Raw genomic sequence first — 26,701 nt, forward strand, 5'->3', positions numbered from 1 at the left:
TTTCTCCATCAATTCAGGGCGGCGTTCGGCGCCTGCGCGCCGCCGCGCCGCGTGACGCCCGCGAGGCCCAGCACGAACAGCGCCGAGCACAGCACGGGCACCGCGGCCGCGTGGAACAGCGCGCCGTTCGACCAGTTGAGCGCAATCAATTGCCCGCCGACGAGCGGCCCGAGCACTGAGCCGATCCGGCCGATGCCGAGGCTCCAGCCGATGCCGGTCGAGCGCAGCGACGTCGGGTAATACTGGCCCGCGAGCGCGTTCACGGCCGGCTGCCCGCCGACCACGCAGAACCCGCCCGCGAACACGACGACCAGCAGCCACGGCAGCGCATGCGCGACCGAGCCGATCAGCCCCACCGACACGGCCGCGCACGCGAAGCACGCGAACAGCACACGCACGAAACCGTAACGTTCGATGAACCAGCCGAGCGACAGCGTGCCGATCACGCCGCCCGTCTGCAGCACCGTGCCGACGATCACCGCCGTGCCGGGCGAATAACCGGCGGCGCGCATCACGGTCGGCAGCCAGTTCGACAGGAAGTACAGGTCGATCAGGTTCATGAAGCTGATGGCCCACAACAGCAGCGTGACCGGCAGGCGGCCATGGCGGAACAGCTCGGCGACCGGCGCGCCGCTCGCGGCACGCTCGCGCACGACGAGCCGCGTATTCGCATCGATGCCGGCTTCCGGCGCGAACCGCGCGAGCCAGTCGCGCGCCTGCGCGACGCGCCCTTTCAGCACCAGGAACTGCAGCGACTCGGGCAGCCGCGCGACCATCGCGAGCGTCAGCACGAGCGGCACCGCGCCACCGACGAAGAACACCGAACGCCAGCCGAGCGCCGGAATCAGCGCCGCGCTGATGAAGCCGCCGAGCGCCGCGCCGAGCGTGAAGCCGCACGACACGATCATCATCCGCTTCACGCGATGCGCGGCCGGGCTGAACTCGCCGACCAGCGCCATCGCGTTCGGCATGATGCAGCCGAGGCCGAGCCCGGTGACGAAGCGCAGCGCCATCAGCACGGGGATCGAGCCCGCGAACGGCGTCGCGAGCATCGTCACCGCGAAGAACAGCGTCGAGCCGATCAGCACCGGGCGCCGGCCGATGCGGTCGGCCAGCACCGACAGCCCGAGTGCACCGAGCAGCATCCCGAACAGGCTCGCGCTGAACACGGGCCCGAGCGCCTGCTTCGGCACGCCCCATTCGGCGATCACGCTGGGCGCGACGTAGCCCATCGCCTGCGCATCGAAACCGTCGATCACGAGGCACAGCCCGCACAGCATCAGCAGCATCCAGTGAAAACCCGGGCGATGGGTCTCGTCGATCACGCGCTCGACTTCGAGCACGCGCGCGTCGGCCGGCGCCGCGCTCATTGCGCGACCTCGGCGGCCGGATGCACGAGCGGCGTCACGCCCTGGCGCGCGAGCGCCATCGCTTCGCGCAGCACGTCGGCGTCGCCGACCTGGTTCGCGAGCAACAGGATCAGCTTCGCGTTGACGAGCTGGCTGTCCGCGTCCGACAGGTCGCGATGCATGTCGATCAGCGCTTCGTAGAACGCGTCGGGGTCGGCCAGGCGCGGGCGGGTATCGAGTGGGGGCATGACGGTGTCTCCGGTGTCTTTATCGTATTCAGCGGGCGCGGATCGCGCGCGCCAGTGCGTCGGCAATCGCCTGACGGTCGAGCGTGCGCGTGCGTGCGCAGACGTGCTGGTCGGGGCGCAACAGGTAGAACGTGCCGGGCTGCGCGTCGTAGCGCCGCGCGGCGAGCCCGTCGACGTCCTCCACGACGTCCACGCCGGCCACCGGCTGCGCGTGCCCCGCCGGCACGACAAGCACCGGCCGAACCGGCACCGCGAGACCGTCGACGGCCTGCGCCAGCGCCGCCGCGTCGCCCGGCAAGCCGAACAGCACGCCGGTGAAGCCGCCGCGCAGATGCTGCAGCAGCCAGCCGGGCGTGCCCTGCGCGCGCACCGGCGCATCGGCCGCCGCCGCGCCCGCCCGCATCGCGCACGCGAATGCGTCGCCGCCGCGGTCCGGCGTGTTGAGCGGCGAATCGGCGAGCACGGCCGGCACCGACAGGCGCCCGCTGTTCACCAGCTTGCGCGCGAACTCGCAGTCGCGCGCAAGCTTCAGCGTCGCATCGCGGAACACGCGCGACACCGCGCTCTTCGGCGTGATGAAGTCGGTCGAGCGCGTCGAGTTGCGGATGTTCTCGTCGGCCGCGAACTCGCGCTCGCTCGCATACGTATCGAGCAGGCTGTCGTCGGAACGGCCGTCGAGCACCAGCTTCAGCTTCCACGCGAGGTTGTCCGCGTCCTGCACGCCGCTGTTCGCGCCGCGCGCGCCGAACGGCGACACGCCGTGCGCGGAATCGCCCGCGAACAGCACGCGGCCGTGACGGAACGTCTCCATCCGCTGGCAGCGGAACGTATAGACACTCACCCACTCGAGCTCGAACTCGACGTCCGGCCCGAGCAGCGCGCGCACGCGCGGGATCACGCGCTCCGGCTGCTTCTCGGCGACGGGATCGGCATCCCAGCCGAGCTGGAAGTCGATGCGCCACACGTTGTCCGGCTGGCGGTGCAGCAGCACCGACTGGTTGCGGTGAAACGGCGGATCGAACCAGAACCAGCGCTCGGTCGGAAACTCCGCCTTCATCTTCACGTCGGCGATCAGGAAGCGGTCCTTGAACGTGCGGCCGCGGCTTTCCAGGCCCATCGTCGTGCGCATCGGGCTGCGCGAGCCGTCGGCCGCGATCACGTACTGCGCACGCAGCGTCGCGACGCCATCCGGCGTCTCGATCGTCAGCACCGCATGTTCGGCCGACTGGTCGACGCCCGTCACCTTGTGCTTCCACCGGATGTCGATGTTCGGCAGTTCGAACGCGCGATCGGCCAGATAGCCTTCGACGTAGTACTGCTGCAGGTTGATGAATGCGGGGCGCGCATGCCCTTCCTCGGGCAGCAGGTCGAACGCGTAAAGCTGCTCGTCCTGCAGGAACACCTTGCCGACGTGCCAGCTCACGCCCTTGTCGACGAAGCGCTCGCCGCAGCCGAGCCGGTCGAAGATTTCGAGCGTGCGCTTCGCGAAGCAGATCGCGCGCGAGCCGGTCGACAGCGTGTCGTCGTCGTCGAGCAGCACGACGGGCACGCCCTGCTGCGCGAGGTCGATCGCGGCCGCGAGGCCCACCGGGCCCGCGCCGACGACGATCACCGGATGAACGGCCGCGTCGTGCGCGCGGGCGCGGTACTCGAACTTCAGCGTCTGGTAATCGATGCTCATGGTCGCCATCCGCTCCTCAACCGCGCCGTGCGCGCACCGCCGCGCCCGTCGTCCCGTCCGTCTCCTGCCGGCGCGCCTGCCCGCCTGTCCTGTCAACCGCCACGTCTCGCTCCTTGCTTCCTGTTGATTCGTGAACGGCGCCGTTTCGCGGCGCCCGCATGCCGCATTTCTTGATCCGCGACAAATCCTTGGATTTACGAATAGTAAAACCAATTACGAATAGTGAAATCAACGTAAACCCTAGGCATCGACTCGGGGACGGGATAACCATATGAGTGAAACGCCGAGCCGAGCGCGGCGCGCGCTGCTAATATCAAGTCAACGAGGCGGCCCTTTCGGCCGCCATTTTTCCTTCTCACGCCGATGATTCCGCCTACCATCCCCGAGTTGGTCACCCGTGCCGGGCAGCTGCCGTATCTGCGGGAACACCTCGCGCTTGCCGAAGGCGGCACCGCGTGCGCGAATCTGCCCGAGCGCACGCTCGCGAGCGCATACGAGCCGATCTACGACGTGACGATGCCCGGCTCGCCGCAATCGACGTCGTTCGCCGACGCGATCGAGCGCTACGGCGACGAGCTCGGCTTCCAGGCCGTCACGCTCGTCACGGGCGCGCAGCACGATCCGGTCGACGCGGCCGTCGACGACCAGACGCTGGTCGCGATCGACCGCCTGTCGCGCGCGCTGCACGCGATCAATTTCTTCGGGGCGCAACGCCACGGGCTGTTGTTCCTGCGCGTGCACGAGCGGCTGCTCAAGAGCGTGAAATACGACCACGGCAAGCATTTCTCGTCGGTACTGCAGCGCTTCGGGCTGCCGGTCGAGCGGATCGTGATCGAGCTGCCGGCGGTCGCGGTCGCGCACAAGACCTTCCTCGGCTACCTGACGCGCAGTTACCAGCATCACGGTTTCAAGGTCGCGGACAAGCTGCCCGACCCGGGCCGCATCCTCGCGGTCGAATCGGAGATGGCGCGCCCCGACTACATCAAGATGGATGCGGGCATCGCGTTGCGAGACGGGATGGTCAAGGCGCTCGTCGCCTACGCACAGCGCGTGCGCATTCCGCTGATCTTCGATGGCGTCGTCGACGAGACGCAGTGCGAGCTGCTGCGCCAGCACGACGTGCGGTTCATGCAGGGGCCGGTGTTCGCGAAGGTCGTGACGGCCTGAGCGATCGGCAGGAAAGGCGCGCGCAGAACGGCGCGCCGCAGGCCGGCGGATGGCGTGATGTTCGCGTGATGTTCGCGGGATGGGAACCGGGAAGCCGGGGCACCGCGCGAGCGCGGCCCACGCCGACGGTTACCGCCTACGCCCTGCCGCCATCGTCGTACTTGGGCAGATCGTCGCCGATCTCGACGCCCGGGAAACGATCGCGATACCAGACGTGCCATGCCGGACGCAGCCGCGACGGTTCGTCGAGCGTCGCGTAATTGATCTCGACCGTCCGCGGCGCGTCGGAGAGCCGGTATTCGAGCTGCGCGCCGCAACGGCCACAGAAGCGCCGCTCGCCCCACGCGCTCGATGCATAGACGGTCGGTTCACCCTGCAGGTATTCGAATGCGCCGATCGGCACCGATGCCGACGCAACGACCGCCGCGCCGGTCGTGCGCTGGCAGAGCCGGCAGTGGCAGAAGCCGGCATCGGTGGGAACCTCGGCGATACGGTAGCGAATCGCGCCGCACGCGCATCCGCCCTCCATCGGTTCGGGGTGGGCCATTACAAACCTCGTCGTCGGGGAGCAGGCGAACGATGATGAGCGCCGTTCGCTCGTCGCGCAATACGCCACGGCGCCGCGCCGCCGCCACGCCCCACGCCGCCCCGGCGCGAACGAACCGGTTGCCCGCGCGAAGGCAACACCCGCGCGCTCGTTGCTCAGACCGTCTGCCCGAGCCGCTGCGCGAGCGCCTTCAATTGCGGCCCGACCTGCGTGCGAAACACGCCCTCGTCCATCGACGACGCCGGACCGCTGCAGCTCAGGATCAGCCAGCGCCCCTCGCGCGGCTCGCGAAACGGCACGGCCGCCGCGTTCACGTCCATGTGCCACGCGCGGAACGAATAGCAGCAACCGCCCGTCGAGAACTCGGCCACCGCGTGCTGCGCGGCCTCGACGAGCGCATCGGCGTCGGCCCCGCCGCCGGCGGCGCGGTGCAGTTCGGCATAGAGCGCGCGGCGCGCGTCCTCCGGCTGCACGGCCAGGTACGCGCGCCCCATCGAGCTCGTCAGCATCGACAGCCGCGAACCGGGCGCGAGCCCGAGCGTCAGCGCGGTCTCGCTGCGGATCGTTTCCAGGTAGATCATGTCGAGCCCGTCGCGGCAGCCGAGCGACACGGCCGCGCCGATCTGGCGCGCCAACGCCTGCATGTGCGGCCGCGCGAGATCGATCGTCCCCGAGCCCGACAGCAGCGCATAGCCGAGCGACAGCACGCCGGCGTCCAGCGCATACTTTCCGAGCGTCTCGTCGTAGCGCAGATAGCCGAGCACCGTCAGCGTATAGGCGAGCCGGTTCACCGTCGCCTTCGGCAGCCCCGTGCGTTCCGCGAAATCGCGGTTGCCCAGCATCGTCTCGCCGGGCCGGAAGGCACGCAGCAGGTCGAGCCCACGCGCGAGGGCGACGACGAACTTGCGCTCGTCGATCGTGGTGTCATCCATGGTTGAAAGTGTCATCCGGTGCTACACTGGGTTCGATTTGCAAAACATTGTTCCGCACAGCGGAACGCAAGTCAAGCGAACTTCAGGCATCAGCCCGGAGCACGCGCTGACGCGCTACTTCTGCCCGACCGAAAAGCACGGGTGTGGAGTCAGCGCCGAGGCGCCCACTTCGACCGACCGCAAAGCAAGGGGCCGAGTAAGTACTGAAGCGCCAACTCGGGCCGACCGCGAAGCATGGGGCCCGAGTAAGCGCTGAAGCGCTAACTCGGGCCGACAGGAGATGAGACGATGAGTGCTGCAACTTTTCATTGGGACGATCCGCTGCTGCTCGACCAGCAACTGACCGAAGAAGAGCGAATGGTCCGCGATGCCGCGCAGGCGTACGCACAGGACAAGCTCGCGCCGCGCGTCACCGAAGCGTTCCGCCACGAACGCACCGACGCGGCCCTCTTTCGCGAGATGGGCGAGGTCGGCCTGCTCGGCCCGACGATTCCCGAGGAATACGGCGGCCCCGGCCTCAACTACGTGAGCTACGGGCTGATCGCGCGCGAAGTCGAGCGCGTCGATTCGGGCTACCGGTCGATGATGTCCGTGCAGTCGTCGCTCGTGATGGTGCCGATCCACGAATTCGGCTCCGACGCGCAGAAGCAGAAATACCTGCCGAAGCTCGCGACCGGCGAATGGATCGGCTGCTTCGGCCTGACCGAGCCGAACCACGGCTCCGATCCGGGCAGCATGGTCACCCGCGCGAAGAAGGTGCCGGGCGGCTACTCGCTGTCCGGCGCGAAGATGTGGATCACCAACTCCCCGATCGCCGACGTGTTCGTCGTGTGGGCGAAGCTGGAAGAAAACGGCAAGGACGCGATCCGCGGCTTCATCCTCGAGAAGGGCTGGAAGGGCCTGTCGGCGCCGGCGATCCACGGCAAGGTCGGGCTGCGGGCATCGATCACCGGCGAGATCGTCCTCGACGAGGTGTTCGTACCCGAAGAGAACCTGATGCCGAACGTGAGCGGCCTGCGCGGCCCGTTCACCTGCCTGAACTCGGCGCGCTACGGGATCGCGTGGGGCGCGCTCGGCGCCGCCGAGTCGTGCTGGCACACCGCGCGCCAGTACGTGCTCGACCGCCAGCAGTTCGGCCGGCCGCTCGCCGCGAACCAGTTGATCCAGAAGAAGCTCGCCGACATGCAGACCGAAATCACGCTCGGCCTGCAAGGCGTGCTGCGCCTCGGCCGGATGAAGGACGAAGGCACGGCCGCCGTCGAGATCACGTCGATCATGAAGCGCAATTCGTGCGGCAAGGCGCTCGACATCGCCCGCCTCGCGCGCGACATGCTCGGCGGCAACGGCATCTCCGACGAATTCGGCGTCGCGCGCCACCTCGTGAACCTCGAGGTGGTCAACACGTACGAAGGCACGCACGACATCCACGCGCTGATTCTCGGCCGCGCGCAGACGGGCATCCAGGCATTCTTCTGACGATCCGGCCATGACACACGCGGCAGCGATGCCGCGCACGCGCCCGCCGCCACGTAAAAGACCCGCCCGGCATCGCTGCCGGACGGGCCTTCGTCATGGAAGCCGCGGCTGCGGGCCGCCGATGCTTACTTGTTCGGCTGCGGCGTCAGGCGCAGATACGGACGCACCGCCTTGAAGCCCTTCGGAAAGCGCTTCTTCAGCTCTTCCGGATCCTGCAGCGACGGCACGATCACGACGTCGTCGCCGTCCTTCCAGTTGCCGGGCGTCGCGACCTTGTAATTGTCGGTCAATTGCAGCGAATCGATCACGCGCAGCACTTCGTCGAAGTTGCGCCCCGTGCTGGCCGGATAGGTGATCGTGAGCCGCACCTTCTTGTTCGGGTCGATTACGAACAGCGAACGCACCGTCAGCGTTTCGTTCGCGTTCGGGTGAATCATGTCGTACAGCTGCGACACCTTGCGGTCCGCGTCGGCGATGATCGGGAAGCCCACGACCGTCGACTGCGTTTCGTTGATGTCGTTGATCCAGCCCTTGTGCGATTCGACGCCGTCGACCGACAGCGCGATCACCTTCACGTTGCGTTTCTCGAATTCGCCCTTCAGCTTCGAGGTCAGCCCGAGTTCGGTCGTGCACACCGGCGTGTAGTCGGCCGGATGCGAAAACAGGACACCCCAGCTGTTGCCGAGCCACTCGTGAAACTTGATGGTGCCCAGGCTCGATTCCTGCTCGAAATCCGGTGCGATGTCACCAAGACGCAGACTCATGATGTTCCCTCCTCGAACGATGCTGGTTGAAACCGCGCGCCGGACAGCGCGGGGCAGTCCATCAGCTTACGGGAAGCAATGGGCCGTGCGAACGATTATTCCGTTTGATATTCATTCTTTTTTGTCATTTTTACCCGGGGTCGCGGCAGGGCGGAGGGCTGCGAGGGAAACTTTTCAATCCTTTGCCGCTCTGTTCATGATTACAAGTCGTTTACCATGCAGTCTTGCGCTGCCGCCGTTTGTCTTGCCGGCTCGCCAGCAGGCAGGGGTTTCGCTACGATGTGAACCTGCAGCATGACAGCACGAAGGGAGTTGCAATGTCGGAAATCAACAAGGAGAAACTGATGTCGGATATCAAAACCGTTCTCTCGGACGCCGAAGACCTGCTCAAGCAAGCAGCGAGCAGCACGGGCGACCGTGCGGCCGAGCTGCGCGAGAAGGCCATGTCTCGCCTGAAGCAGGCCAAGGAAAAGGCAGCCGACGTCCAGGTCGTGGTGGTCGAGAAGGGCAAGAAGGCCGCGCGCGCGACCGACGACTACGTGCACGAGCATCCGTGGACGTCGATCGGCGTGGCCGCCGGCGTCGGCGTGCTGATCGGGCTGCTGATCAACCGCAAGTAACGCGCTCGGCGCCGTTTCGCCCCGCAGGCCGCGTCGCGCGGCCTGCGGGCGTCGAAGCCAGCCGGCCTGCGCCGGCCGGCTTTGTCCTAGCTGCTCACTGCACGCGCAAGCATTTCATCCATGACGACAGACACCCCCTCGCAGCCGTCCGGTCAAGGACCGCTGCGCCGCCTCGTCGGCTCCGCCATCGGCCTTCTGCAGACGCGCCTCGAACTGGTGGGCATCGAGCTTGCCGAGGAGAAGGAGCGCCTGATGGGCGTGCTGTTCCTCGGACTCGCCGCGATGATGCTCGCGACCATGGCGCTCATCAGCCTGACCGTGCTGATCGCGATCGCGTTCTGGGATACCTACCGCTGGCAGGCGCTCGCCGCGATCACCGCGCTGTATGCCGTTAGCGCCATCGTATGCGCGCTGAAGGCGCGCTCGGGCCTGCGCGACGCGCCGACCGTGTTCGAGGCGACGCTCGCCGAACTCGATAAAGACCGCGACCTGTTCCGCGGCAAGCCGTGAACGCCCTCGCGCTCATCCCTTCCACCTACTTCGCCGACGCGCCATGAGCCAGAACATCACGGGCAATTCATCCCGCTCCCATTCGTCGCGATCGCACTGGAGCGCGTCGCAGCACCGCGCGCTCCGCAAGGAATTGCTGATCCTGCGATCCGAAGTCGAGCGGCTCGAACTCGCGGAAGCCGCAGCCGAAATGCGCCAGGCCGTCACGCGCTTCAGCTGGCTCAAGGTATTCATCCCCGGCCTGTCCTCCCACAAGTTCGGCCAGTCGGCCAAGAACCTGAACGCAAGCCTCGGCCAGCTCGTCAACCAGTATCCGATGCTGAGCTCGCTCGCGTCGCTCGTGCTGGCGAAACCCATTCGCTCGCTGCTGCGCGCGAGTGCGGGCCCCGCGTTGAAGTGGGGTACGCTCGGCTTCGCCGCATGGGAAATCTACAGGATCTGGGCGCAGTCCCGCGACGAGCGCGGACTCGACGCACACGACGATTGACCGTCGGCATCCCGCGCGCACGGCCATGGGCCGCTGCGCGCCTTCCTTGCGAACCCAGCGCTCGCCCCAGCAGACAGCGCCCGGTTCGCCGGCGCCATCGTTACCTGCATTGCCTTTCGTCCCGTCCGAGCGCAGCGTGAATGTACCGCATGCATCGTCGTGCATCGGACCAGTGTCGAGCGGCGCCGCTGCCAGTTCATAGCTCACAGGCGAATCGTCGCCGTCCGGCCGCCCGAGCGCTATTCGATTCTCGGCATGCCCGTGCGGCGGCACCTGCGCCAGCATGCCGCGGATGCGCACCATCGACTATGGCGAGCGACATAGCGACCATCAGCTCGACGAGCGTGAATCCGCCCGGTCGTTGCACCACATTCTTCAGGGATTGAGCGCCCAGCTCCATCGCAATCGTCCTCCGCAACGGTGATGCGACGACTGTAGCGGCGCGTGCGGACGCGCGCCATTAGCCGAACGGCCGACTGGCGACATGCGATCGCACCCGACACAATCGGCGCGAATCGAACCAACGGAGCAGACGATGAACGAACGCAGCGCGTCAGCGCTTACGTGGGGTCTTGGCGGGAGAGGCGCGACGGAACTCTTCGATCACGTCGGTAAATTCGGAAACGTCCTCGAACCGGCGATACACCGACGCGAAGCGCACATAGGCGATCGTATCGAGGCCGCGCAACTCGTTCATCACGAGTTCGCCCAGCTTCTCGCTACGCACCTCACGCTCGCCGGTCGCGAGCAGTTGATATTCGATGCGGGCGACCGCCGCGTCGATCGCGTCGGCGGCAACCGGCCGCTTGCGCAGCGCGAGTTGCATGCTGGCGACGATCTTGCGACGGTCGAATTCCGTGCGGCTGCCGTCCTTCTTCACGACGAACGGCAGGGACAACTCGACCCGCTCGTACGTCGTGAAACGCTTGTCGCAAGCCGAACAGCGACGGCGCCGCCGAATCGCGGCGCCATCTTCGGACACGCGCGAGTCAACGACCTGCGTGTCGTCATGCCGGCAGAACGGGCAGCGCATCGGCGATCAGCGGTAAACCGGGAAACGCTTGGTCAGCTCGGCGACCTGCGCGCGCACGCGCTCGATCGTCGCTGCGTCTTCCGGGTTATCCAGCACGTCGGCAATCAGGTTGCCCACCTGCTCGGCTTCCGCCGGCCCGAAACCGCGCGTCGTCATCGCCGGCGAACCGAGGCGCACGCCGCTCGTCACGAACGGCTTTTCCGGGTCGTTCGGGATCGCGTTCTTGTTCACCGTGATGTGCGCCGCGCCGAGCGCCGCTTCCGCTGCCTTGCCCGTGATGTTCTTCGCGCGCAGGTCGACCAGCATCACGTGGCTTTCCGTGCGGCCCGACACGATCCGCAGCCCGCGCTTCACCAGCGTTTCGGCCAGCACGCGTGCGTTCTCGACGACCTTCTGCTGATATTCCTTGAACTCCGGCGACAGCGCTTCCTTGAACGCCACCGCCTTCGCCGCGATCACGTGCATCAGCGGGCCGCCCTGGATCCCCGGGAAGATCGCCGAATTGATCGGCTTCTCGTACTCGGCCTTCATCAGGATCACGCCGCCGCGCGGGCCGCGCAGGCTCTTGTGCGTCGTCGTCGTCACGAAATCCGCGTGCGGCACCGGGTTCGGGTACACGCCCGCCGCGATCAGGCCCGCGTAGTGCGCCATGTCGACCATCAGGTACGCGCCCACCGACTTCGCGATCTTCGCCAGACGCTCGAAATCGATCTTCAGCGCAAACGCCGACGCGCCCGCGACGATCAGCTTCGGCTTGTGTTCCTGTGCAAGCTGCTCGGCCGCGTCGTAGTCGATGTCTTCGTTTTCGTTCAGGCCGTAGCTCACCACGTTGAACCACTTGCCCGACATGTTCACCGGCGAGCCGTGCGTCAGGTGGCCGCCATGCGCGAGGCTCATGCCCATGATCGTGTCGCCCGGCTTGAGCATCGCGAAGAACACGCCCTGGTTCGCCTGCGAACCCGAATTCGGCTGCACGTTCGCTGCTTCCGCGCCGAACAGCTGCTTCACACGATCGATCGCCAACTGCTCGACCACGTCGACGTACTCGCAGCCGCCGTAGTAGCGCTTGCCCGGATACCCTTCCGCGTACTTGTTCGTGAGCTGCGAGCCCTGCGCGGCCATCACGGCCGGGCTCGTGTAGTTTTCTGACGCGATCAGCTCGATGTGATCTTCCTGACGGCGGTTTTCCTGCTCGATCGCTGCAAAGATTTCGGGATCGACGTTCGCGATGGTGCTTTGGGCTCTGTCAAACATACGGTTTCCGTTAAGTGTGTACAGGTTGACCGGAGCGGCCAAGTACGGTGCGTTGCTGGCGAGACCAGCTCGACGTGGCGGAAGAATCCGTATGACGCGAGGCAGGACAGCCACCGGCGATGCACGCGACGGCGCACAACGGCTGCCCAGGCGAACGGCAAAAACGGCGCCCCGCGCTTCACGGTGGGATGCTCCACCTTGAACCCGAAGGGTTCTATCGCCAGTCACGCAGGGGTGATGAGCGCATTAGTGTATTGGATGCGTCATGAATAGGCAACCGCACGGCAGGACGCTCGAATCAATTGGGGCCAGGTTTTACGCGCCCGTGCCGAAACGCTTTGCCGCCTTGCCGCGGTGCGGCAATCTCAGTAGGCTTGCGGGATATCACCCGCTACTTTGTTACCGACCAGGAGCAGCAATGATCGTGTTCGTCACAGGCGCGTCCGCCGGCTTCGGCGCCGCCATTTCCCGTGCCTTCGTCAAGGGAGGCCATCGCGTCGTCGCGACCGCGCGCCGCAAGGATCGTCTCGATGCGCTCGCCGCCGAACTCGGCGACGCGCTGCTGCCGCTCGAACTCGACGTGCGCGACCGCGCGGCCGTCGAGGCCGTGCCAGCCGCCCTTCCCGTCGAATTCGCGGCGCTCGACGTGCTCGTCAACAACGCCGGCCTCGCGCTCGGCGTCGAGCCGGCCCACAAGGCCAGCCTCGACGAATGGCAGACCATGATCGACACGAACTGCTCGGGCCTCGTGACCGTCACGCACGCGCTGCTGCCCGGCATGATCGAGCGCGGCCGCGGCCATATCTTCAATCTCGGTTCGGTTGCCGGCACCTATCCGTATCCGGGCGGGAACGTATACGGCGCAACCAAGGCTTTTGTCCGACAATTCAGCCTGAACCTGCGCGCCGATCTGATCGGCACGCCATTGCGCGTGACCGACATCGAGCCGGGCCTGTGCGGCGGCACGGAATTCTCGAACGTCCGCTTCCGAGGCGACGATGCGAAGGCGGCGAACGTGTACCAGAACGTTGAGCCGCTCACGTCCGAGGACATCGCCGACACGATCTACTGGATCGCGACGCGCCCGGCACACGTGAACATCAACACGATCGAGATGATGCCGGTCGCACAGGCACCGGCCGGCCTCACGATCCATCGCGGCTGACGCATCGCGCACAGCCGCGGCCGCCTCCGGCGGGCCCGCGGTGTGCCGTGTCGCACTACATTCCGTTACGAAACCGTTACGAATCCGGTTCCTGCGTTCCGGTAGAATGCGCGCCATGACTCAGCCTACCCGTTCCCCGGAAGCGCCGTCCGGCTTTACCTGGCCGGTGCGCGTGTACTACGAGGATACCGACGCAGGCGGCATCGTCTTCTATGCCAACTACCTGAAGTTCTTCGAGCGCGCCCGCACCGAGTGGCTTCGCGCATGCGGCGTCGACCAGCGTCGGCTCGCCGACGATACCGGTGCGATCTTCATCGTGCGCAGCACGTCGCTCGACTACCGCGCGCCCGCGCGACTCGACGACACGCTGACGATCACGAGCCGGCCCGGACGCATCGGCCGCGCGTCGGTGGAATTCACGCAGGAAGCCTGGTGTGGCGGCACGCTGCTTGTGGTTGGGCACATCCGCCTCGGCTGCGTCGACCGTCACGGCATCCGGCCCGCGGCCATCCCGCCGGCCGTGCTCGATGCGCTGCAACGCGGGCCCGTCATCGACGCGGGGCAGTCTGATTTGTCAACGAAGCTCGCATGAGCCCCGTTTAGACACAGCCTATGAACTTGCCGTTCTGATTAGATACTAAGCAAGGTTCGGCGTCAGGCATGGCCGGCGCGCCGCGCCGCACGCACACCGGACGCCCTTGCCGGGCACTCCCGAAGGGACGCTACTCAAACCTCTATGAATACTGCTCAAGACCTGTCGATCATTTCCCTCGTTCTCAACGCGAGCGTGCTGGCCCAGGCCGTGATGGGGCTGCTGCTGCTGCTGTCGCTGATGTCGTGGACCTTCATTTTCCGCAAGTGGTTCGCGATCCGCCGCGCGCGCGCGCAGACCGAACGCTTCGAGAAGGATTTCTGGTCGGGCGGCGACCTGCAGGCGCTGTACCAGAGCGCAGCCAACAACCGCCATACGATCGGCGCACTCGAGCGGATCTTCGAATCGGGGATGCGCGAATTCCTCAAGGCGAAGGAAAAACGTCTCAGCGATCCGGGCCTCGTGCTCGACGGTGCCCGCCGCGCGATGCGTGCGTCGTTCCAGCGTGAAATGGACGTGCTCGAAGCCAACCTCGCGTTCCTTGCTTCGGTCGGTTCGGTCAGCCCGTACATCGGTCTGTTCGGCACGGTCTGGGGGATCATGAACTCGTTCCGCGGCCTCGCGAACGTCCAGCAGGCGACGCTCGCGAACGTCGCGCCGGGCATCGCCGAAGCGCTCGTCGCCACCGCGATCGGCCTGTTCGCCGCGATTCCGGCGGTGGTCGCGTACAACCGCTACGCGCACGACATCGACCGCCTCGCGATCCGCTTCGAGACCTTCATCGAAGAGTTCTCGAACATCCTGCAGCGTCAGGCCCAGTAAGGAGCGCGCCATGGCAGGAAGCCCCATCCGATCCAGCATGCGCGGCGGCCGCTCGCGCCGCGCAATGGCCGACATCAACGTCGTGCCGTACATCGACGTGATGCTGGTGCTGCTCGTGATCTTCATGGTCACCGCACCGCTCGTCGCCCCGTCGATCATCAACCTGCCGACCGTCGGCAACGCCGCGCCGCAGGAGCAGACGCCGCCCGTCGTCGTCAACATCAAGGCCGACCGCACGATGAGCGTCAAGTACAAGGGCGACTCGGGCGCGACCCAGGAAGACACGATGACGAAGACCGAGCTCGACAGCTTCATCTCGGCCCGGCAGGCCGATCACCCTGACCAGCCGGTCGTGATCGCAGCCGACAAGACCGTGCAGTACGATGCTGTCATGACCGTGATGTCCGATCTGAAGGCGCGCGGCGTCAAGCGCGTCGGCCTCCTCGTCAAATCGCAATGAACCGGCAGCAATCCACGCGCGGATCCGCGTACCCGCTCCAGCCGCCCCGCGAGCGCGGGACGTGGCGCGCGTTCGCGCTCGCCGCGCTGATGCACGTGCTGCTCGCGCTGTTCCTCTATCACGGCGTGCAGTGGCAGAACAGCACGCCGGCCGGCGCCGAAGCCGAGCTGTGGACCGAAGTGCCCGACGTCCCCACGCCGCGGCCCGTCGTCACGCCCACGCCGCCCGCGAAGGTCGCGCCGCCCCCGCCCCCGGTGCGCGACGAACAGGCCGACATCGCGCTGCAGCAGAAGAAGCGGCAGCAGGAAGCGGCCGCGCGCGAAGCGCAGCTCGAACAGCAGCGCCGCGTGCAGCAACTGAAGGCCCAGCAGGAAGAGGAAGCCCGCCGCGCGCAGCTCGCCGCGCAACAGGCCGCCGCGCTCGCCGCCCAGAAGGCCGCGGAACGCGACAAACAGAAGCAGGCCGACAAGCTCAGGCAACAGCAGCTCGCCGAACAGCAGAAGCTCGAACAGCAGAAACTCCAGCAGCAAAAGCAGGCTCAGCTCGAAGCGCAGCAGGCGGCGAAGGCGAAAGCCGACGCAGCCGCGAAGGCAAAGGCGGAAGCGCAGGCCAAGGCGAAGGCCGAAGCCGCGGCGCGCGCGAAGGCCAACGCGGCGGCGAATGCAAAGCTCGACCGCGAGCGCAATGCGCGCCTCGCGCAGATGCAGGGGTTGTCCGGCGCCGGTGAAGGCGGCGGCGAAGGCCTCGCGAAAAGCGGCACGGGCACGGGCTCCGGCGGCAATGCCGCCACGCCCGGCTATGCCGACAAGGTACGCCGCCGCGTCAAGCCGAACATCGTTTGGGGCGGCGAGCGGGCAGGCCTGACCACCGTCGTCAAGATTCGGTGCACGCCATCCGGTGACGTATTGAGCGCATCGGTCTCCCGCTCGAGCGGGAATTCGGGGTGGGATCAAGCCGTGGTCAATGCGATCCACGCATCGGTCCCGTTGCCGCCCGATTCTAACGGCCGTACCCCGTCTGACATTACGATTACCTTCAAGGCGGCGGAGTGAAACGAAATGCGCTTACACTCCGGGCGTCGCTGTCAGATGGGAACGAATCGGGTATTTTTACTGTCTCTGCCGTTGCGCAGCGATCCAAGCCATACGGGAAGCAAGAAGCATGAGTTTGATGACAAAGCTAGGTTTCAGGGCACTCGTGGCCTCGTGTCTGATTACGGCCGGCAGCGCGGCTAACGCCCAGGTCAACGTGCTGATCACCGGTGTCGGGTCGACCCAGTTCCCCATTGCCACCGCGAATTTCACGAACGAGGCGAACCTGCCGCAGCAGGTCACGTCGATCGTTCGCGCCGATCTCGCCCGCAGCGGCAAATTCACCAACATCGACGCCGGCAGCACGCCCGTGCCCGAGACCGCATCGGTCGATCTCGGCGCGTGGAAGGCCAAGGGCGCGAATGCGTTCGTCGCCGGCAGCGTGAACCGCGAGGCAAACGGCCAGTACAAGGTCAACTTCATCCTGTACGACACCGTGAAGCAGCAAAGCCTCGGCGGCCTGTCGCTGACGGCCACCGACACCACGCTGCGCACGGCCGGCCACAAGATCGCCGACTACATCTACCAGAAGCTGCTCGGCGTGCGCGGCGTGTTCGCCACGCGCCTGTCGTACGTGATCAAGACAGGCAACCGCTACCAGCTGCAGATTTCGGATTCGGACGGCCAGAACGCGCGCATCGCGCTGTCGAGCACCGAACCGATCATCTCGCCGGCCTGGTCGCCGAGCGGCACGAAGGTCGCGTACGTGTCGTTCGAGCGCAAGAAGCCGATCGTCTACATCCACGACCTGCCGACCGGCAAACGCTACATGGTCTCCGACCAGAAGGGCAACAACAGCGCACCGGCGTGGTCGCCGGACAGCAACACGCTTGCGGTCGCGCTGTCGCTGACGGGCAACACGCAAATCTATACGGTCAACGCGAACGGCGGCGGCCTGCGCCGTCTCACGCAGAGCAGCTCGATCGACACCGAGCCGTACTACTCGCCGGACGGCCGCTGGATCTACTTCACGAGCGACCGCGGCGGCGCGCCGCAAATCTACCGGATGCCCGCACAGGGTGAAAGCGCCGGTGCCGCTCAGCGCGTAACCTTCACCGGCAGCTACAACACGAGCCCGCGCGTGAGCCCGGACGGCAAGCTGCTCGCTTACATCTCCCGCACGGGTGGGGGCTTCAAGCTGTACGTTCAGGATCTGCAGACCGGCGCGGCGAACGCCATCACGAATACCAATCGCGACGAATCGCCGAGCTTCGCGGCAAACGGCCAGTACCTTCTGTACGCTACCCAGTCGGGTGGTCGCAACGTTCTGGCTGCAGTGCCCTCCGACGGCAGCGCGCCGCCGCAGATCCTGTCCGTCCAGGGCGGCTCCGTTCGCGAGCCGTCGTGGGGGCCCTTCATGCAATGACCACAAGGAGAGTAACCATGATGTCGAATAAAGCTCGTCTGGCCCTGGCCGTGATGATGATCAGCGCGCTCGCAGCGTGCAAATCGGGCGTGAAGCTCGACGACAAGGCAAACAACGCGGGCGCAGTCAGCACGCAGCCGAGCGCCGACAACGTCGCGCAAGTGAACGTCGATCCGCTGAACGACCCGAACAGCCCGCTCGCGAAGCGCAGCATCTACTTCGACTTCGACAGCTATTCGGTGAAGGACGAGTACCAGCCGCTGATGCAGCAGCACGCGCAGTATCTGAAGAGCCACCCGCAGCGCCACGTGCTGATCCAGGGCAACACCGACGAACGCGGCACGAGCGAGTACAACCTCGCGCTGGGCCAGAAGCGTGCGGAAGCCGTCCGCCGTGCGATGGCATTGCTCGGCGTGAACGATTCGCAAATGGAAGCCGTGAGCCTCGGCAAGGAAAAGCCGCAAGCCACGGGTCACGACGAAGCATCGTGGGCGCAGAACCGTCGCGCCGACCTCGTCTACCAACAGTAAGTAACGGAAGAATCGCCGTATGACGCATCGTTTAACCTGGCTGCGCGTTGCCGCAGCATTCTGCGTCGCGGGCGCGGCGTGGTCGGCCGCGCCGGCGCACGCCGGCATGTTCGACGACAACGAAGCGCGCCGTGCCGTGCTCGATCTGCGCAGCAAGAGCGACAACCTGTCGAGTCAGTTGTCGGCCGCCCAGCGTACGATCCTCGATCAATCCGGCCGTATCGACCAGCTGAATCAGCAGGTCGCGACGCTGCGCGGCGAGAACGAGGATCTGACGAACCGGCTGACGACGCTCGAGCGGCAGCAGAAGGAGTACTACCAGGATCTCGACACGCGGCTCAAGAAGTTCGAGCCGCAGCAGGCGACGATCGATGGTGTCGAAGGCACCGTGCAGCCGGGTGAAACGGATGCGCTCAGCGCGGCGCAGCAGCAGTTCCGCAACGGCAACTTCAAGGCAGCGGCGGCTTCGTTCCGTGCGTTCATCGCGAAGTATCCGCAGAGCCCCTATCAGCCGACCGCGCAGTACTGGTACGGCAATGCGCAATACGCGCTGCGCGACTACCGCGGTTCGACTGCGACGTGGCAAGGGATCGTCAGCAAGTTCCCGCAGCACCCGCGCGCGGCCGATGCCCTCGTGGCGATCGGCACGAACCAGCTCGAGCAAGGCCAGAAGGCGGCCGCGAAGAAAACGTTCGAGCAGGTCGTGTCGCAGTACACCGGGTCGAACGCGGCGCAGACGGCGCAGGGCAAGCTTGAAACGATCAAATAATTATCGTGACGGGTTGTTGACAGCCTAGCAACCCGTCGCTATAATCTTTTGCTCTTCAGGTCGTTGCACAAGTTGTTGAAGCAACGAACCGACAGGTTTCAAGAACGTGGGGTGGTAACTCAGTTGGTTAGAGTATCTGACTTTTAATCAGAGAGTCGAGGGTTCGAGTCCCTCCCACCCTACCAACTATCTTCGATAGTGCAAAAAAGCCTCCCTCGCGGAGGCTTTTTTGCGTCTGTTGTGTCGCTGTTGAACCGCCCCTCCTCAACTGCCGACCGACACGCCGACGAAGTCGCGTCCGCAAGCGTCGCGAGTACCACGAAAGACACAGCCCGGTGCAGCACCCGCAGCGTGCAATCGGCTGTCACTTCCTTGCCTCCAAGGGCCGCGCTACACAAACACAAAGCGACTCACCGCAGCGCCCCTACTGAGGCGAGGATTCGGCAAATGCCTCAACGAGCGCTAATAGTGCCTCCCGTTTGCGCACATTAAGCGATCGAAACCCTGCAACTACTCGTTGCTCCTCATCACTCTCGAGGGACGCTCCTACCTGCCCCGTGAGCAGATAGTGAATGTCCACTCCTGCTGCGGCAATCGCAATCAAATAGTCCGAGTTAGGACGCCTCAAGCCCTTCTCGTACTGATATTGCGCGCGTTGTTTAACGGCCCCGAGAGCTGCGAACTCTGTTTGGTTGAGGCCCAATCGTGAACGCTCATGCCTCAGTCTCTCCCCAAATACGTCCATTCGAGGTAATTTCCTTCTTGACACAGGATCAATTGATCCTATAATTGGCGATACACAAGTCCGAATGAGTCATCATGGCAGCGCCCGAGGTCACCCCGTACGCCGGGCTGACAACAAGGGCGCCCCCCCTTCACGGAGAACCACCATGTCGACGACTTACGAAATTTGCGGTGCATTGCCCGTTCTCGATCACTTTCGCCCTAGCCATGCGCAGCAATTCGTTGACAGAATTGGATTCGCCGCACGCGTCTACTTCGCCATGGATGCAGTCACGCATACGCTCATGCTCCGTATCAGCGGAGCACTCACGGATGCAGAGATGAAATCGATCGAAACCGCGCTAATCGGATTTTCCCAGAAATGGGCGCGAGGTGGAGCCTTCTTCCGTCGAACCCGCTATGGTGAATCGACATTCGTCCCTATCGGCATAGCGTTGCATGTCGGCTCATCGTGTCCCACCTCGGACAGCGTATGGAATTGATGTTGTTGCCCCACTTCGGCGGAAAAGCGAAAGCAATCGATCTGCTCAGGAGCCACCATGGAAGAGCCTGCAATCTACACGTTGTCTGGAGCGATTTCAGTCCAAGAGGACATCGAGAACGAACAACTTGATCGGGTTTCGCGCCATCTGTGCGGCATCGCGACCGTGCACTTCCACCATGATCCGATCGCAAACACGGTATCTTTGCGCATATCCGGCACGCTCATGCGTGATGATAAGCGCTATATCGAACAGCGCATCGAGCGATTCGCCGAGGAAAACGCCCGTGTCGCTGCGATTCTTCTGAGTGAGTGGAATGGCGTTACGAGCGAACTCGTCGTGGGAATGAACTGGGACGCCCAATGCCTCATTCACTTGGGAGCAGTACAAGAGCAACTGGCAAAGCTGTCGACTCGGTACTTCGACTTCATTCTCCGTCTTGAGCCGCCAAGCTCTCCGGCACACGGCGAACCGCTTATGTGCGTCTCAATTGAATCATCGGACACGCAACAGTCCTGACTCAGTCCGCGGCAACCCGTCGAATGTGTGCGCGCAGCATAAGCTCATGAATGACAACTTCAAACTCAGCACGCGCCCCCTTCCATCGGGAGCAGCTACGCCCGGTCCTTTTGAAACCAGAGTGAGTCCAAGGGTCGCCCAACCCGCCTCGGTGACCAAATGTGCACGACTGCCCGCCGTGATACTCAATTGCTTTCATGAAAGCGATTTGCTCGACTTCATCGAACAAGCAGCCGATGTCGATCACGCTGAGCCAACTACGGAAGCATTAGTGCAGCGGCAGTCCAACGGAACGTTACCAAGCCACACCCCAGCACTGAAGTGTGCAGGCCGAACTATCCGCGGATAACCCAAGCGAAACGCATTGGCGCGGATCGGATGACATCGTCGATGCACCATCGATCCATATCATGACGCCTCGTCGATACAGAGCTGCTTGCGCGTCGCTGCAATTGTCCCTAGTGAGAAATGTCACTGTATCGCGCGACTAGCCCGTCCATACAGGTGGTCATCCAGAAAGCCGTCCTTGCCTGAAAGTCGCTGATGGGGCAATTGCATTTCTCCGATGCGGCGCACCTCACGCGAGTCGCGGAACAATGTTGCACGCCTCCTACGGGCGGACTGCATCCGGCAGCATCGGTGCAGATGAAACTTCTGCGGCTTGCAAGTCGGTCAGCACGACAGCAATGCTCGCATGAGGAACCCTCCTGACTTTAGTAGTTGTCGCCTTCGCGATATTTGCTTAGATTAAAAGTCAACATCTCGGACCCGAACCGCTCGCCGCAGATAGCACCATTGATCTGCGGTAGCTCCGGGCTGTCTTTTCCGATTTTGAATCGCAGCGCGTTTTTATTGCAGCCAATCGAACGATCGAGCCGTTCGAGAAGCAATTGCCAAGACATCACCTTCGTTGCCATCTCGCAGCGAAGCGCATGAACTTACGGATGTCGGAGGACCATCGATGACTACGAGCGTACGACACAAGGCTGGTACACTTGGCCGGTCTCGACTAAGCGTGGAATTGGGAACGCTAAAATCCCGATGGGCAACATGGTGTGCGCAACGTGGTGTGACGCCGAGTGAGGAATTGAGGCGAATCATTACCGAAACAGTTGGTGTTGCAGAAACTCAACCCCGGGCGCCGCAGACGCTACCTGCTCGCAATGGGCCGTGCGCACGCGTCTCGATCGGACTTACCAACGCCGAACTGGAACGCGTTAGGGGCATAGCTTACGTTCGCGGTTTCACGCCGAACCGTTGGATCGTCGCCTTGGTTCGGGCGAAGCTTACCGGCGAACCGCAACTTAGCAGCAGAGAGATGGTGCTTGTTGCGGAGTCAAATAGGCAGCTCGCAATAATCCGAACGCTGCTAGGCGAATGTGCGAGGGAAGCAGCCACGAACGATTGCAATAAGTCGTTTAACTGGGAGCAAGTCCGCACCGCAATAGAGGCACATTTGCGTACCACGGCGACGCTTTTGCGAAGCAATCTAGATCGCTGGAGCCGTTAAAATGCCGTTCCCAAAGACCTATGTTGATGCACTCTTGGTGAACTGGGGAGATCGGCTATTCCCCAGTGCACTTCGCCACGCCCGTGGCCTGCATCTGCCCCACTGGGCCTTACAGCAGGACGCGCTACATTTGCGCGAAAGGATCGCCCGAACGCTTCGAGGGGCGCCCGAAGTAATGGTGAAGATATCGAACAGAGCATCGGGCACGCAGGGAATGAAGGCGGTTCGGCGCCATCTGCGATACATTTCGCGACATGGTAGCGTTGATCTGGAGGATCAAGACGGACGCATGATCTCCGGAGAAGTGGCATTGCAGGATCTTTTCGAGCAGTGGCACTGGGGCAGTTGGGGCATTCCAAATGAAAGCAAACGCAGGGAAACCCTCAATGTGGTGCTCTCGATGCCGCCTGGTACCGATAGCGAGATCGTATGGGATGCAGCAAGGATGTTCGCCCAGGAAACATTTGGTGATGGACGACCATATGTATTCGCACTGCACAATGACGAAGCGCATCCCCATGTACATTTATGCGTCCATGCGCGTGGCCCCGACGGTCGTCGGCTCAATCCCCGAAAGCAGGATTTGCATCGTTGGCGAGAAGCATTCGCGCAGCAATTGCGGGCACGCGGCGTCGACGCGAACGCTACTTCTAGAACAGTACGCGGGCAAATACAGTACTTTCCTAAACAAGCAGCGCTCCGGGTGGCGTTACGAGGCGGACACCCTTTCAATGGCACGCATGCCATCGACATCGAGACCCGATGTGCAATGTGGGGCGCCCACATGGAGACGCTAGGCAACTGGTATAAAGTCGCGCGCACCTTGGCTCATTCCGATTCCCCCGAAGACCGCGAAATGGCGATGAACATCGCAGACTTTGCTCGGCGAATGCCAGTCCGGACCCTAAACCCAGAGGCGCCACAGTCGCCTCAGGCTGTCACGCAACGTACGCCATATGCGGACGAGCTGCGCCCTGAAAATAGTTGCGAGCCATCGATAGAGATAGGTCGCTAATTAGCGAGGCCGTCGGCATCCAAAGTATCTTCTTCGTCATGCACGATGGCATAACGAAACGAAAGGACGGCAGGCGCCCGCTGCACGCGATATCACTCCTGGATCGACGGCGCGGGATCGGCGTCGGTATAGCGCGGCTTCGCGTTCTGCAAGTCGCGCGTGTTCTTCTGCACGGCCACCGAGCCGAACAGCGCGAGCACGAACGACATCGCGTAAAAGCCCTTCTCGCTCAATTGAAGCGTCGCGTTGAAAAGACCAACGATCAGCAGTGCGATCGACAGCAGCAGCGCGATCCAGCTGAGGCCGTAGTAGATGCCGGTGACGGGAATGCCCTCCGCGCGGTCGCGCACGCTCTTCTGCAGCGAGATCGCCGCATAGAGGCCGAACACCAGCACGGTGAAGTAGTAGCCCTTCTCGTTGAGCTGCATCCCGGCGTTCCAGAGCCCGATCAGGAATGCCGCGAAACCGGCGAGCAGCGCGGCCCACGACGCGGCCACGAATGCGAACGACGGTTGCTGGATGGTGGTCTGGTTCATTGCTTTGCCCTCTCTTTCTTGTTGTTCGAAATCGTTTTCGTTGAACTGCGTTTGGCGCATGGTAGCAGCTTTGGCGCGCGTCACGGCGGGCGTGCTCGCATGCTCACGTTTCGCGCCGCGCGCGCCGCCAGCGCCCCGGCGTCGTGCCGAGTACCGCGCGAAACGCCTTGCCGAATGCGGCCTCCGACTGATAACCGACCGCCTGCCCGATTTCCGCCTGCCCGCGCTGCGTGTCCTGCAGCAGCGCGCACGCATGCATCATCCTGATCCGCGCGACGAATGCGCCGACGCTCATCCCGGCCTTCTCGCGGAAATGCCTCGCGTAGGTCGCACGCGACATCGCCGCCGCGGCGCCGAGCGATTCGACCGTCCACGGTTGCGCCGGCGCCTGCAGCACGGCCTGGACCGACGGGCCGAGGCGCGCATCGGCCGCGAGCGCGAGCCAGCCGGACGGCACGCGCGCGCCGCGGCCGTACGCGCGCAGTGCATACGCGAGCAACGCCTGCCCGAGCGCGTTCACGATCGCGCCGGCGCCCGGCTGCACATTCGACGCCTCCGTACGCAGCACGCTCGTCAGCAGTTGCAGCGGCGCGGCGCCCGATGCGTCGCGCAACCCGACGTGCAGCACCTGCGGCAGCGTGCGCATCAGCAGTTCACCCGCGCCGCGCGCATAGACGAACCGTCCGCAGAGCAGATCCACGCTCGCGCCGCCCGATTCGGCCGGATCGAGATTCGACTTGACCGGCAGCACCGCGCCGTCGTCGGCGCGCGAATCGAACAACGGCACGAGCGGCTTCGACCGGCTGCCCGCTGCGTCGAGCAGGTCGTGCGCGCTGCCCGCGGGCAGCAGCACGAAATCGCCGTCGGCGAGTTGCAGCGTGCGCCCGTCGGCGGTACGCAGCCGGCACGTTCCGGCCAGCACCAGGTGGAACGCCGCCTCGCCGGGCGGCAGCGGGTCGTGCGGCATCGCGAACGGGCCGTCGAGCAGGCAACGCACGTCGAGCTCGACATGGCTGCGACCGAGCGACAGCAGTTGACTCAATGCATCCATGAGACGATTGCGCTAAAAATTGACACTCTAGCGTATCGAAACCCTCAGCGCGAGCGATCAGAATAGCCCTGCATCGCCCGAAATCGCGGCGCCCGCCGCCCTCCTCACTCTTCTCGACAAGGACGCATCATGCTGAACTGGAACGAATACCGGAAGGAACTCTCGACGCGTATCGGCGACATCGCCAAGCTGTCGCCCGATACGCTGGCCGGCTACAAGGCGCTGTCCGGCGCGGGCGCCAAGACCGGCCATCTCGACGCGAAGACGCGCGAGCTGATCGCGCTCGCGGTGGCCGTAACGACGCGCTGTGACGGCTGTATCGCCGTGCATACGGCCGAAGCGACCAAACATGGCGCGACCAAGGAGGAAGTGGCGGAAGCGCTCGGCGTCGCGATTGCGTTGAATGCGGGCGCGGCGCTCATCTATTCGGCGCGTGTGATGGACGCGCTCGGCGACTGAACCGGCGCGTTGCGGCACCGCCCTCGTCTCGCACCGCACTGAACTGCTGCGTTGCATGGCGCCCGGCCGCATGGCCGGGCGCCTGCGCATCACGCACAGGCGAAGGTCATGCATGACGATGGCGGGTGACTCGCCTGCATGATGCGTAAGCGTCGCGGAGTCGGCTACCATGCGCGAACGATACATCGTGAAGGAGCGCTTCATGTGCCGCTGGCTCGCCTATACGGGTAATCCGATCCACCTGGAAACGGTGCTGTTCCGCGCGAAGCATTCGCTGATCGACCAGAGCCTGCATTCGGAGCTGGGCGCCACGACCACCAACGGCGACGGCTTCGGCATCGGCTGGTACGGGCATCCCGATGAACTCCCGTTCCGCTATCGCTCCGTGCATCCCGCATGGAACGATCGCAACCTGCGCGAAGCCGCGCGTGCGATCCGCTCGCGGATGTTCGTTGCACACATTCGCGCGGCGACCGACACGCCCGTGCAGGAAACCAACTGCCATCCGTTCCGCCACGGCCGCTGGCTGTTCGCGCACAACGGGCTGATCCGCGACTTCCACAAGTTGCGCCGCGACCTGACGATGAAGGTCGATCCCGCGCTGTTCCCGACGCTCGAAGGCTCGACCGACTCCGAGCTGATGTTCCGCCTCGCGCTGACGTACGGTCTCGAGCAGGCGCCGCTGCCGGCGCTCGAACGGATGGTCGGCGTGGTGGAGGAAACCGCCGCGCGGCACCGCATCGCCGATCCGCTCAACATGACGATCTGCGCGACCGATGGCGAACGGATCGTCGCGGTGCGTTACTCGAGCGAACGGCAATCGCGCTCGCTGTTCCACAGCACGTCGTTCAAGCACCTCCACGAGCTGTATCCGCATAACCCGCGTATCGCCGAAGCCGGTGACGATGCGTTCATGGTCGTGTCGGAGCCGCTCGTCGACCTGCGCGGCGCGTGGGAGGAAGTGCCGGAGGGAATGGCGATCGTCGCGCACGGCGCCGATGTGCAGCAGCGGCCGTTCGGGCCGCGGCACAAATGACATGCCGCAGTCCTGAAGAAATCGAGCGCATTCAGGTGGCGAAATCTTCGGCGAGACAAGGCAATCGCGGCGATCCGGCTTTTAAGGAGGCTCGGCGCTCGGTAATGCCGACGCAATTGGAAGGGTCCAAGAAAGCAACCCCGCGCGGACCATTTCGGTTTTGACTAAATAAAAAATTAATACCTGTGTGATTTCATGCCGACCCAAAATCGGGGACGATAATCGATACATGATCGAGAACCCGTCGATAACGCACATTTATTTCGAATTATTACGACGGACCGGCAATCATTACCGGGAAGATGACGTTCGCACACCGTCGCGCCGCTTGAAGGCGAACGCTTATTCCTGATCAAAATATTCAAGTTACAAATTTTTAAAAGCACCGTTACAATTCGGCGACGAATGAATTCGCATCAATAAAGTACGACGCAGTTACCGGCACATCGAATCCGAGATGACTCAAGATCTCCCCAAGTCCCTCCC

30 protein-coding genes, 1 tRNA gene and 1 riboswitch are annotated in these 26,701 nt (G+C 64.3%); of the genes, 19 read left to right on the forward strand and 12 right to left on the reverse strand.

Translation table 11 applies throughout. The annotated features are described in order from the left end of the window. Positions 1 to 8 precede the first annotated feature (8 nt). Genes C4B30_RS10110 through C4B30_RS10120 form a run of 3 tightly spaced genes read right to left on the reverse strand, consistent with a single transcriptional unit; the run spans position 9 to position 3,278 of the window. Positions 9 to 1,370 (reverse strand): MFS transporter, encoded by a 1,362-nt coding sequence (locus C4B30_RS10110; protein WP_105132535.1) that lies wholly within the window; start codon positions 1,368 to 1,370, stop codon positions 9 to 11. Next, entirely contained in the window at positions 1,367 to 1,597 is a 231-nt protein-coding gene (locus C4B30_RS10115; protein WP_027783659.1) for a DUF2783 domain-containing protein, read from the reverse strand. Before C4B30_RS10115 ends, C4B30_RS10110 begins: the two co-directional genes overlap by 4 nt. A gap of 28 nt (positions 1,598 to 1,625) precedes the next feature. Then, complete coding sequence (locus C4B30_RS10120; protein ID WP_105132569.1) at positions 1,626 to 3,278, reverse strand: FAD-dependent oxidoreductase; 1,653 nt, start codon at positions 3,276 to 3,278, stop codon at positions 1,626 to 1,628. 363 nt (positions 3,279 to 3,641) lie between these two features. On the opposite strand from C4B30_RS10120, the gene C4B30_RS10130 reads away from it, so the two are divergent. Continuing rightward, a complete protein-coding gene (locus C4B30_RS10130) occupies positions 3,642 to 4,445 on the forward strand; it encodes an EAL domain-containing protein (RefSeq protein ID WP_105132536.1) in 804 nt (267 codons plus the stop codon). Between the two features lie 136 nt (positions 4,446 to 4,581). Here the strand turns inward: C4B30_RS10130 and C4B30_RS10135 are convergent, their stop codons facing one another. Further along, entirely contained in the window at positions 4,582 to 4,992 is a 411-nt protein-coding gene (locus tag C4B30_RS10135; RefSeq protein WP_027783656.1) for a GFA family protein, read from the reverse strand. Positions 4,993 to 5,147: 155 nt separating this feature from the next. After that, the gene (locus C4B30_RS10140; RefSeq protein WP_105132537.1) at positions 5,148 to 5,939 is read right to left on the reverse strand and encodes an IclR family transcriptional regulator; all 792 of its coding nucleotides are present in this window, start codon (positions 5,937 to 5,939) and stop codon (positions 5,148 to 5,150) included. Positions 5,940 to 6,212: 273 nt separating this feature from the next. Between C4B30_RS10140 and C4B30_RS10145 the strand changes: the two genes are divergently transcribed. Beyond that, a complete protein-coding gene (locus C4B30_RS10145; RefSeq protein ID WP_027783654.1) occupies positions 6,213 to 7,400 on the forward strand; it encodes an acyl-CoA dehydrogenase in 1,188 nt (395 codons plus the stop codon). Between the two features lie 125 nt (positions 7,401 to 7,525). On the opposite strand, the gene C4B30_RS10150 is transcribed toward C4B30_RS10145, so the two are convergent. Beyond that, on the reverse strand, positions 7,526 to 8,164 hold the full coding sequence (locus tag C4B30_RS10150; RefSeq protein ID WP_027783653.1) for a peroxiredoxin: 639 nt from the start codon (positions 8,162 to 8,164) through the stop codon (positions 7,526 to 7,528). A 317-nt stretch (positions 8,165 to 8,481) separates the two neighbouring features. Between C4B30_RS10150 and C4B30_RS10155 the strand changes: the two genes are divergently transcribed. From C4B30_RS10155 to C4B30_RS10165, 3 genes are all read left to right on the forward strand, one after another. After that, positions 8,482 to 8,784, forward strand: coding sequence for a DUF883 family protein (locus C4B30_RS10155; RefSeq protein ID WP_006494044.1), 303 nt, complete (start codon positions 8,482 to 8,484; stop codon positions 8,782 to 8,784). A 120-nt stretch (positions 8,785 to 8,904) separates the two neighbouring features. After that, complete coding sequence (locus C4B30_RS10160) at positions 8,905 to 9,294, forward strand: phage holin family protein (RefSeq protein ID WP_089499678.1); 390 nt, start codon at positions 8,905 to 8,907, stop codon at positions 9,292 to 9,294. Between the two features lie 43 nt (positions 9,295 to 9,337). Then, positions 9,338 to 9,781, forward strand: coding sequence for a DUF3318 domain-containing protein (locus C4B30_RS10165; protein WP_027783651.1), 444 nt, complete (start codon positions 9,338 to 9,340; stop codon positions 9,779 to 9,781). Between the two features lie 196 nt (positions 9,782 to 9,977). Here C4B30_RS10165 and C4B30_RS10170 read toward each other — a convergent pair whose 3' ends face one another. From C4B30_RS10170 to glyA, 3 genes are all read right to left on the reverse strand, one after another. After that, positions 9,978 to 10,181: a prepilin-type N-terminal cleavage/methylation domain-containing protein gene (locus tag C4B30_RS10170; RefSeq protein ID WP_230469123.1), complete on the reverse strand. Its 204-nt coding sequence runs from the start codon at positions 10,179 to 10,181 to the stop codon at positions 9,978 to 9,980. Positions 10,182 to 10,334: 153 nt separating this feature from the next. Continuing rightward, positions 10,335 to 10,814, reverse strand: coding sequence for a transcriptional regulator NrdR (gene nrdR, locus C4B30_RS10175; RefSeq protein WP_105132538.1), 480 nt, complete (start codon positions 10,812 to 10,814; stop codon positions 10,335 to 10,337). 6 nt (positions 10,815 to 10,820) lie between these two features. Further along, the gene (gene glyA / locus C4B30_RS10180; protein ID WP_105132539.1) at positions 10,821 to 12,068 is read right to left on the reverse strand and encodes a serine hydroxymethyltransferase; all 1,248 of its coding nucleotides are present in this window, start codon (positions 12,066 to 12,068) and stop codon (positions 10,821 to 10,823) included. 137 nt (positions 12,069 to 12,205) lie between these two features. Next, positions 12,206 to 12,306, reverse strand: a riboswitch (ZMP/ZTP riboswitch). Between the two features lie 180 nt (positions 12,307 to 12,486). On the opposite strand from glyA, the gene C4B30_RS10190 reads away from it, so the two are divergent. From C4B30_RS10190 to C4B30_RS10245, 11 genes are all read left to right on the forward strand, one after another. Beyond that, positions 12,487 to 13,233, forward strand: coding sequence for an SDR family NAD(P)-dependent oxidoreductase (locus C4B30_RS10190; RefSeq protein ID WP_027783649.1), 747 nt, complete (start codon positions 12,487 to 12,489; stop codon positions 13,231 to 13,233). Between the two features lie 106 nt (positions 13,234 to 13,339). Further along, complete coding sequence (gene ybgC / locus C4B30_RS10195) at positions 13,340 to 13,825, forward strand: tol-pal system-associated acyl-CoA thioesterase (RefSeq protein WP_105132540.1); 486 nt, start codon at positions 13,340 to 13,342, stop codon at positions 13,823 to 13,825. Between the two features lie 144 nt (positions 13,826 to 13,969). Next, positions 13,970 to 14,647, forward strand: coding sequence for a protein TolQ (gene tolQ / locus C4B30_RS10200; RefSeq protein WP_027783647.1), 678 nt, complete (start codon positions 13,970 to 13,972; stop codon positions 14,645 to 14,647). A 10-nt stretch (positions 14,648 to 14,657) separates the two neighbouring features. Continuing rightward, complete coding sequence (gene tolR, locus C4B30_RS10205; RefSeq protein WP_059465493.1) at positions 14,658 to 15,107, forward strand: protein TolR; 450 nt, start codon at positions 14,658 to 14,660, stop codon at positions 15,105 to 15,107. Then, entirely contained in the window at positions 15,104 to 16,159 is a 1,056-nt protein-coding gene (gene tolA / locus C4B30_RS10210) for a cell envelope integrity protein TolA (protein WP_105132541.1), read from the forward strand. Before tolR ends, tolA begins: the two co-directional genes overlap by 4 nt. 109 nt (positions 16,160 to 16,268) lie before the next feature. Next, complete coding sequence (tolB, locus tag C4B30_RS10215; RefSeq protein WP_105132542.1) at positions 16,269 to 17,564, forward strand: Tol-Pal system beta propeller repeat protein TolB; 1,296 nt, start codon at positions 16,269 to 16,271, stop codon at positions 17,562 to 17,564. Positions 17,565 to 17,581: 17 nt separating this feature from the next. Further along, on the forward strand, positions 17,582 to 18,094 hold the full coding sequence (gene pal / locus C4B30_RS10220) for a peptidoglycan-associated lipoprotein Pal (protein WP_006484980.1): 513 nt from the start codon (positions 17,582 to 17,584) through the stop codon (positions 18,092 to 18,094). A 19-nt stretch (positions 18,095 to 18,113) separates the two neighbouring features. Further along, entirely contained in the window at positions 18,114 to 18,863 is a 750-nt protein-coding gene (gene ybgF, locus C4B30_RS10225; RefSeq protein ID WP_105132543.1) for a tol-pal system protein YbgF, read from the forward strand. A gap of 108 nt (positions 18,864 to 18,971) precedes the next feature. Then, positions 18,972 to 19,048, forward strand: a tRNA-Lys gene (locus C4B30_RS10230). Between the two features lie 705 nt (positions 19,049 to 19,753). Further along, a complete protein-coding gene (locus C4B30_RS10240) occupies positions 19,754 to 20,089 on the forward strand; it encodes a hypothetical protein (RefSeq protein WP_199779067.1) in 336 nt (111 codons plus the stop codon). A 57-nt stretch (positions 20,090 to 20,146) separates the two neighbouring features. Next, positions 20,147 to 20,608, forward strand: a complete 462-nt coding sequence (locus tag C4B30_RS10245) for a hypothetical protein (protein ID WP_105132545.1) — start codon at positions 20,147 to 20,149, stop codon at positions 20,606 to 20,608. A 713-nt stretch (positions 20,609 to 21,321) separates the two neighbouring features. Here the strand turns inward: C4B30_RS10245 and C4B30_RS35270 are convergent. Further along, the gene (locus C4B30_RS35270; protein WP_158683454.1) at positions 21,322 to 21,525 is read right to left on the reverse strand and encodes a hypothetical protein; all 204 of its coding nucleotides are present in this window, start codon (positions 21,523 to 21,525) and stop codon (positions 21,322 to 21,324) included. 882 nt (positions 21,526 to 22,407) lie between these two features. Here C4B30_RS35270 and C4B30_RS10255 point away from each other — a divergent pair. After that, on the forward strand, positions 22,408 to 23,133 hold the full coding sequence (locus tag C4B30_RS10255) for a relaxase/mobilization nuclease domain-containing protein (RefSeq protein WP_234015428.1): 726 nt from the start codon (positions 22,408 to 22,410) through the stop codon (positions 23,131 to 23,133). Between the two features lie 92 nt (positions 23,134 to 23,225). On the opposite strand, the gene yiaA is transcribed toward C4B30_RS10255, so the two are convergent. Beyond that, entirely contained in the window at positions 23,226 to 23,669 is a 444-nt protein-coding gene (gene yiaA / locus C4B30_RS10260) for an inner membrane protein YiaA (RefSeq protein WP_034207840.1), read from the reverse strand. A 103-nt stretch (positions 23,670 to 23,772) separates the two neighbouring features. Continuing rightward, positions 23,773 to 24,720 carry a cupin domain-containing protein gene (locus C4B30_RS10265; RefSeq protein ID WP_105132548.1) on the reverse strand — a complete coding sequence of 316 codons (948 nt, stop codon included), beginning with the start codon at positions 24,718 to 24,720 and terminating at the stop codon, positions 23,773 to 23,775. A gap of 129 nt (positions 24,721 to 24,849) precedes the next feature. On the opposite strand from C4B30_RS10265, the gene C4B30_RS10270 reads away from it, so the two are divergent. Together C4B30_RS10270 and C4B30_RS10275 are read left to right on the forward strand one after the other, a co-directional pair. Then, a complete protein-coding gene (locus C4B30_RS10270) occupies positions 24,850 to 25,179 on the forward strand; it encodes a carboxymuconolactone decarboxylase family protein (protein WP_105132549.1) in 330 nt (109 codons plus the stop codon). Positions 25,180 to 25,381: 202 nt separating this feature from the next. Then, complete coding sequence (locus tag C4B30_RS10275; RefSeq protein WP_027783639.1) at positions 25,382 to 26,215, forward strand: class II glutamine amidotransferase; 834 nt, start codon at positions 25,382 to 25,384, stop codon at positions 26,213 to 26,215. The last annotated feature ends 486 nt before the right edge of the window (positions 26,216 to 26,701 follow it).

Origin of the sequence: Burkholderia sp. BE12, from assembly GCF_002959955.1 — a bacterium.
In the GTDB taxonomy this organism is placed as follows: Bacteria; Pseudomonadota; Gammaproteobacteria; order Burkholderiales; family Burkholderiaceae; genus Burkholderia.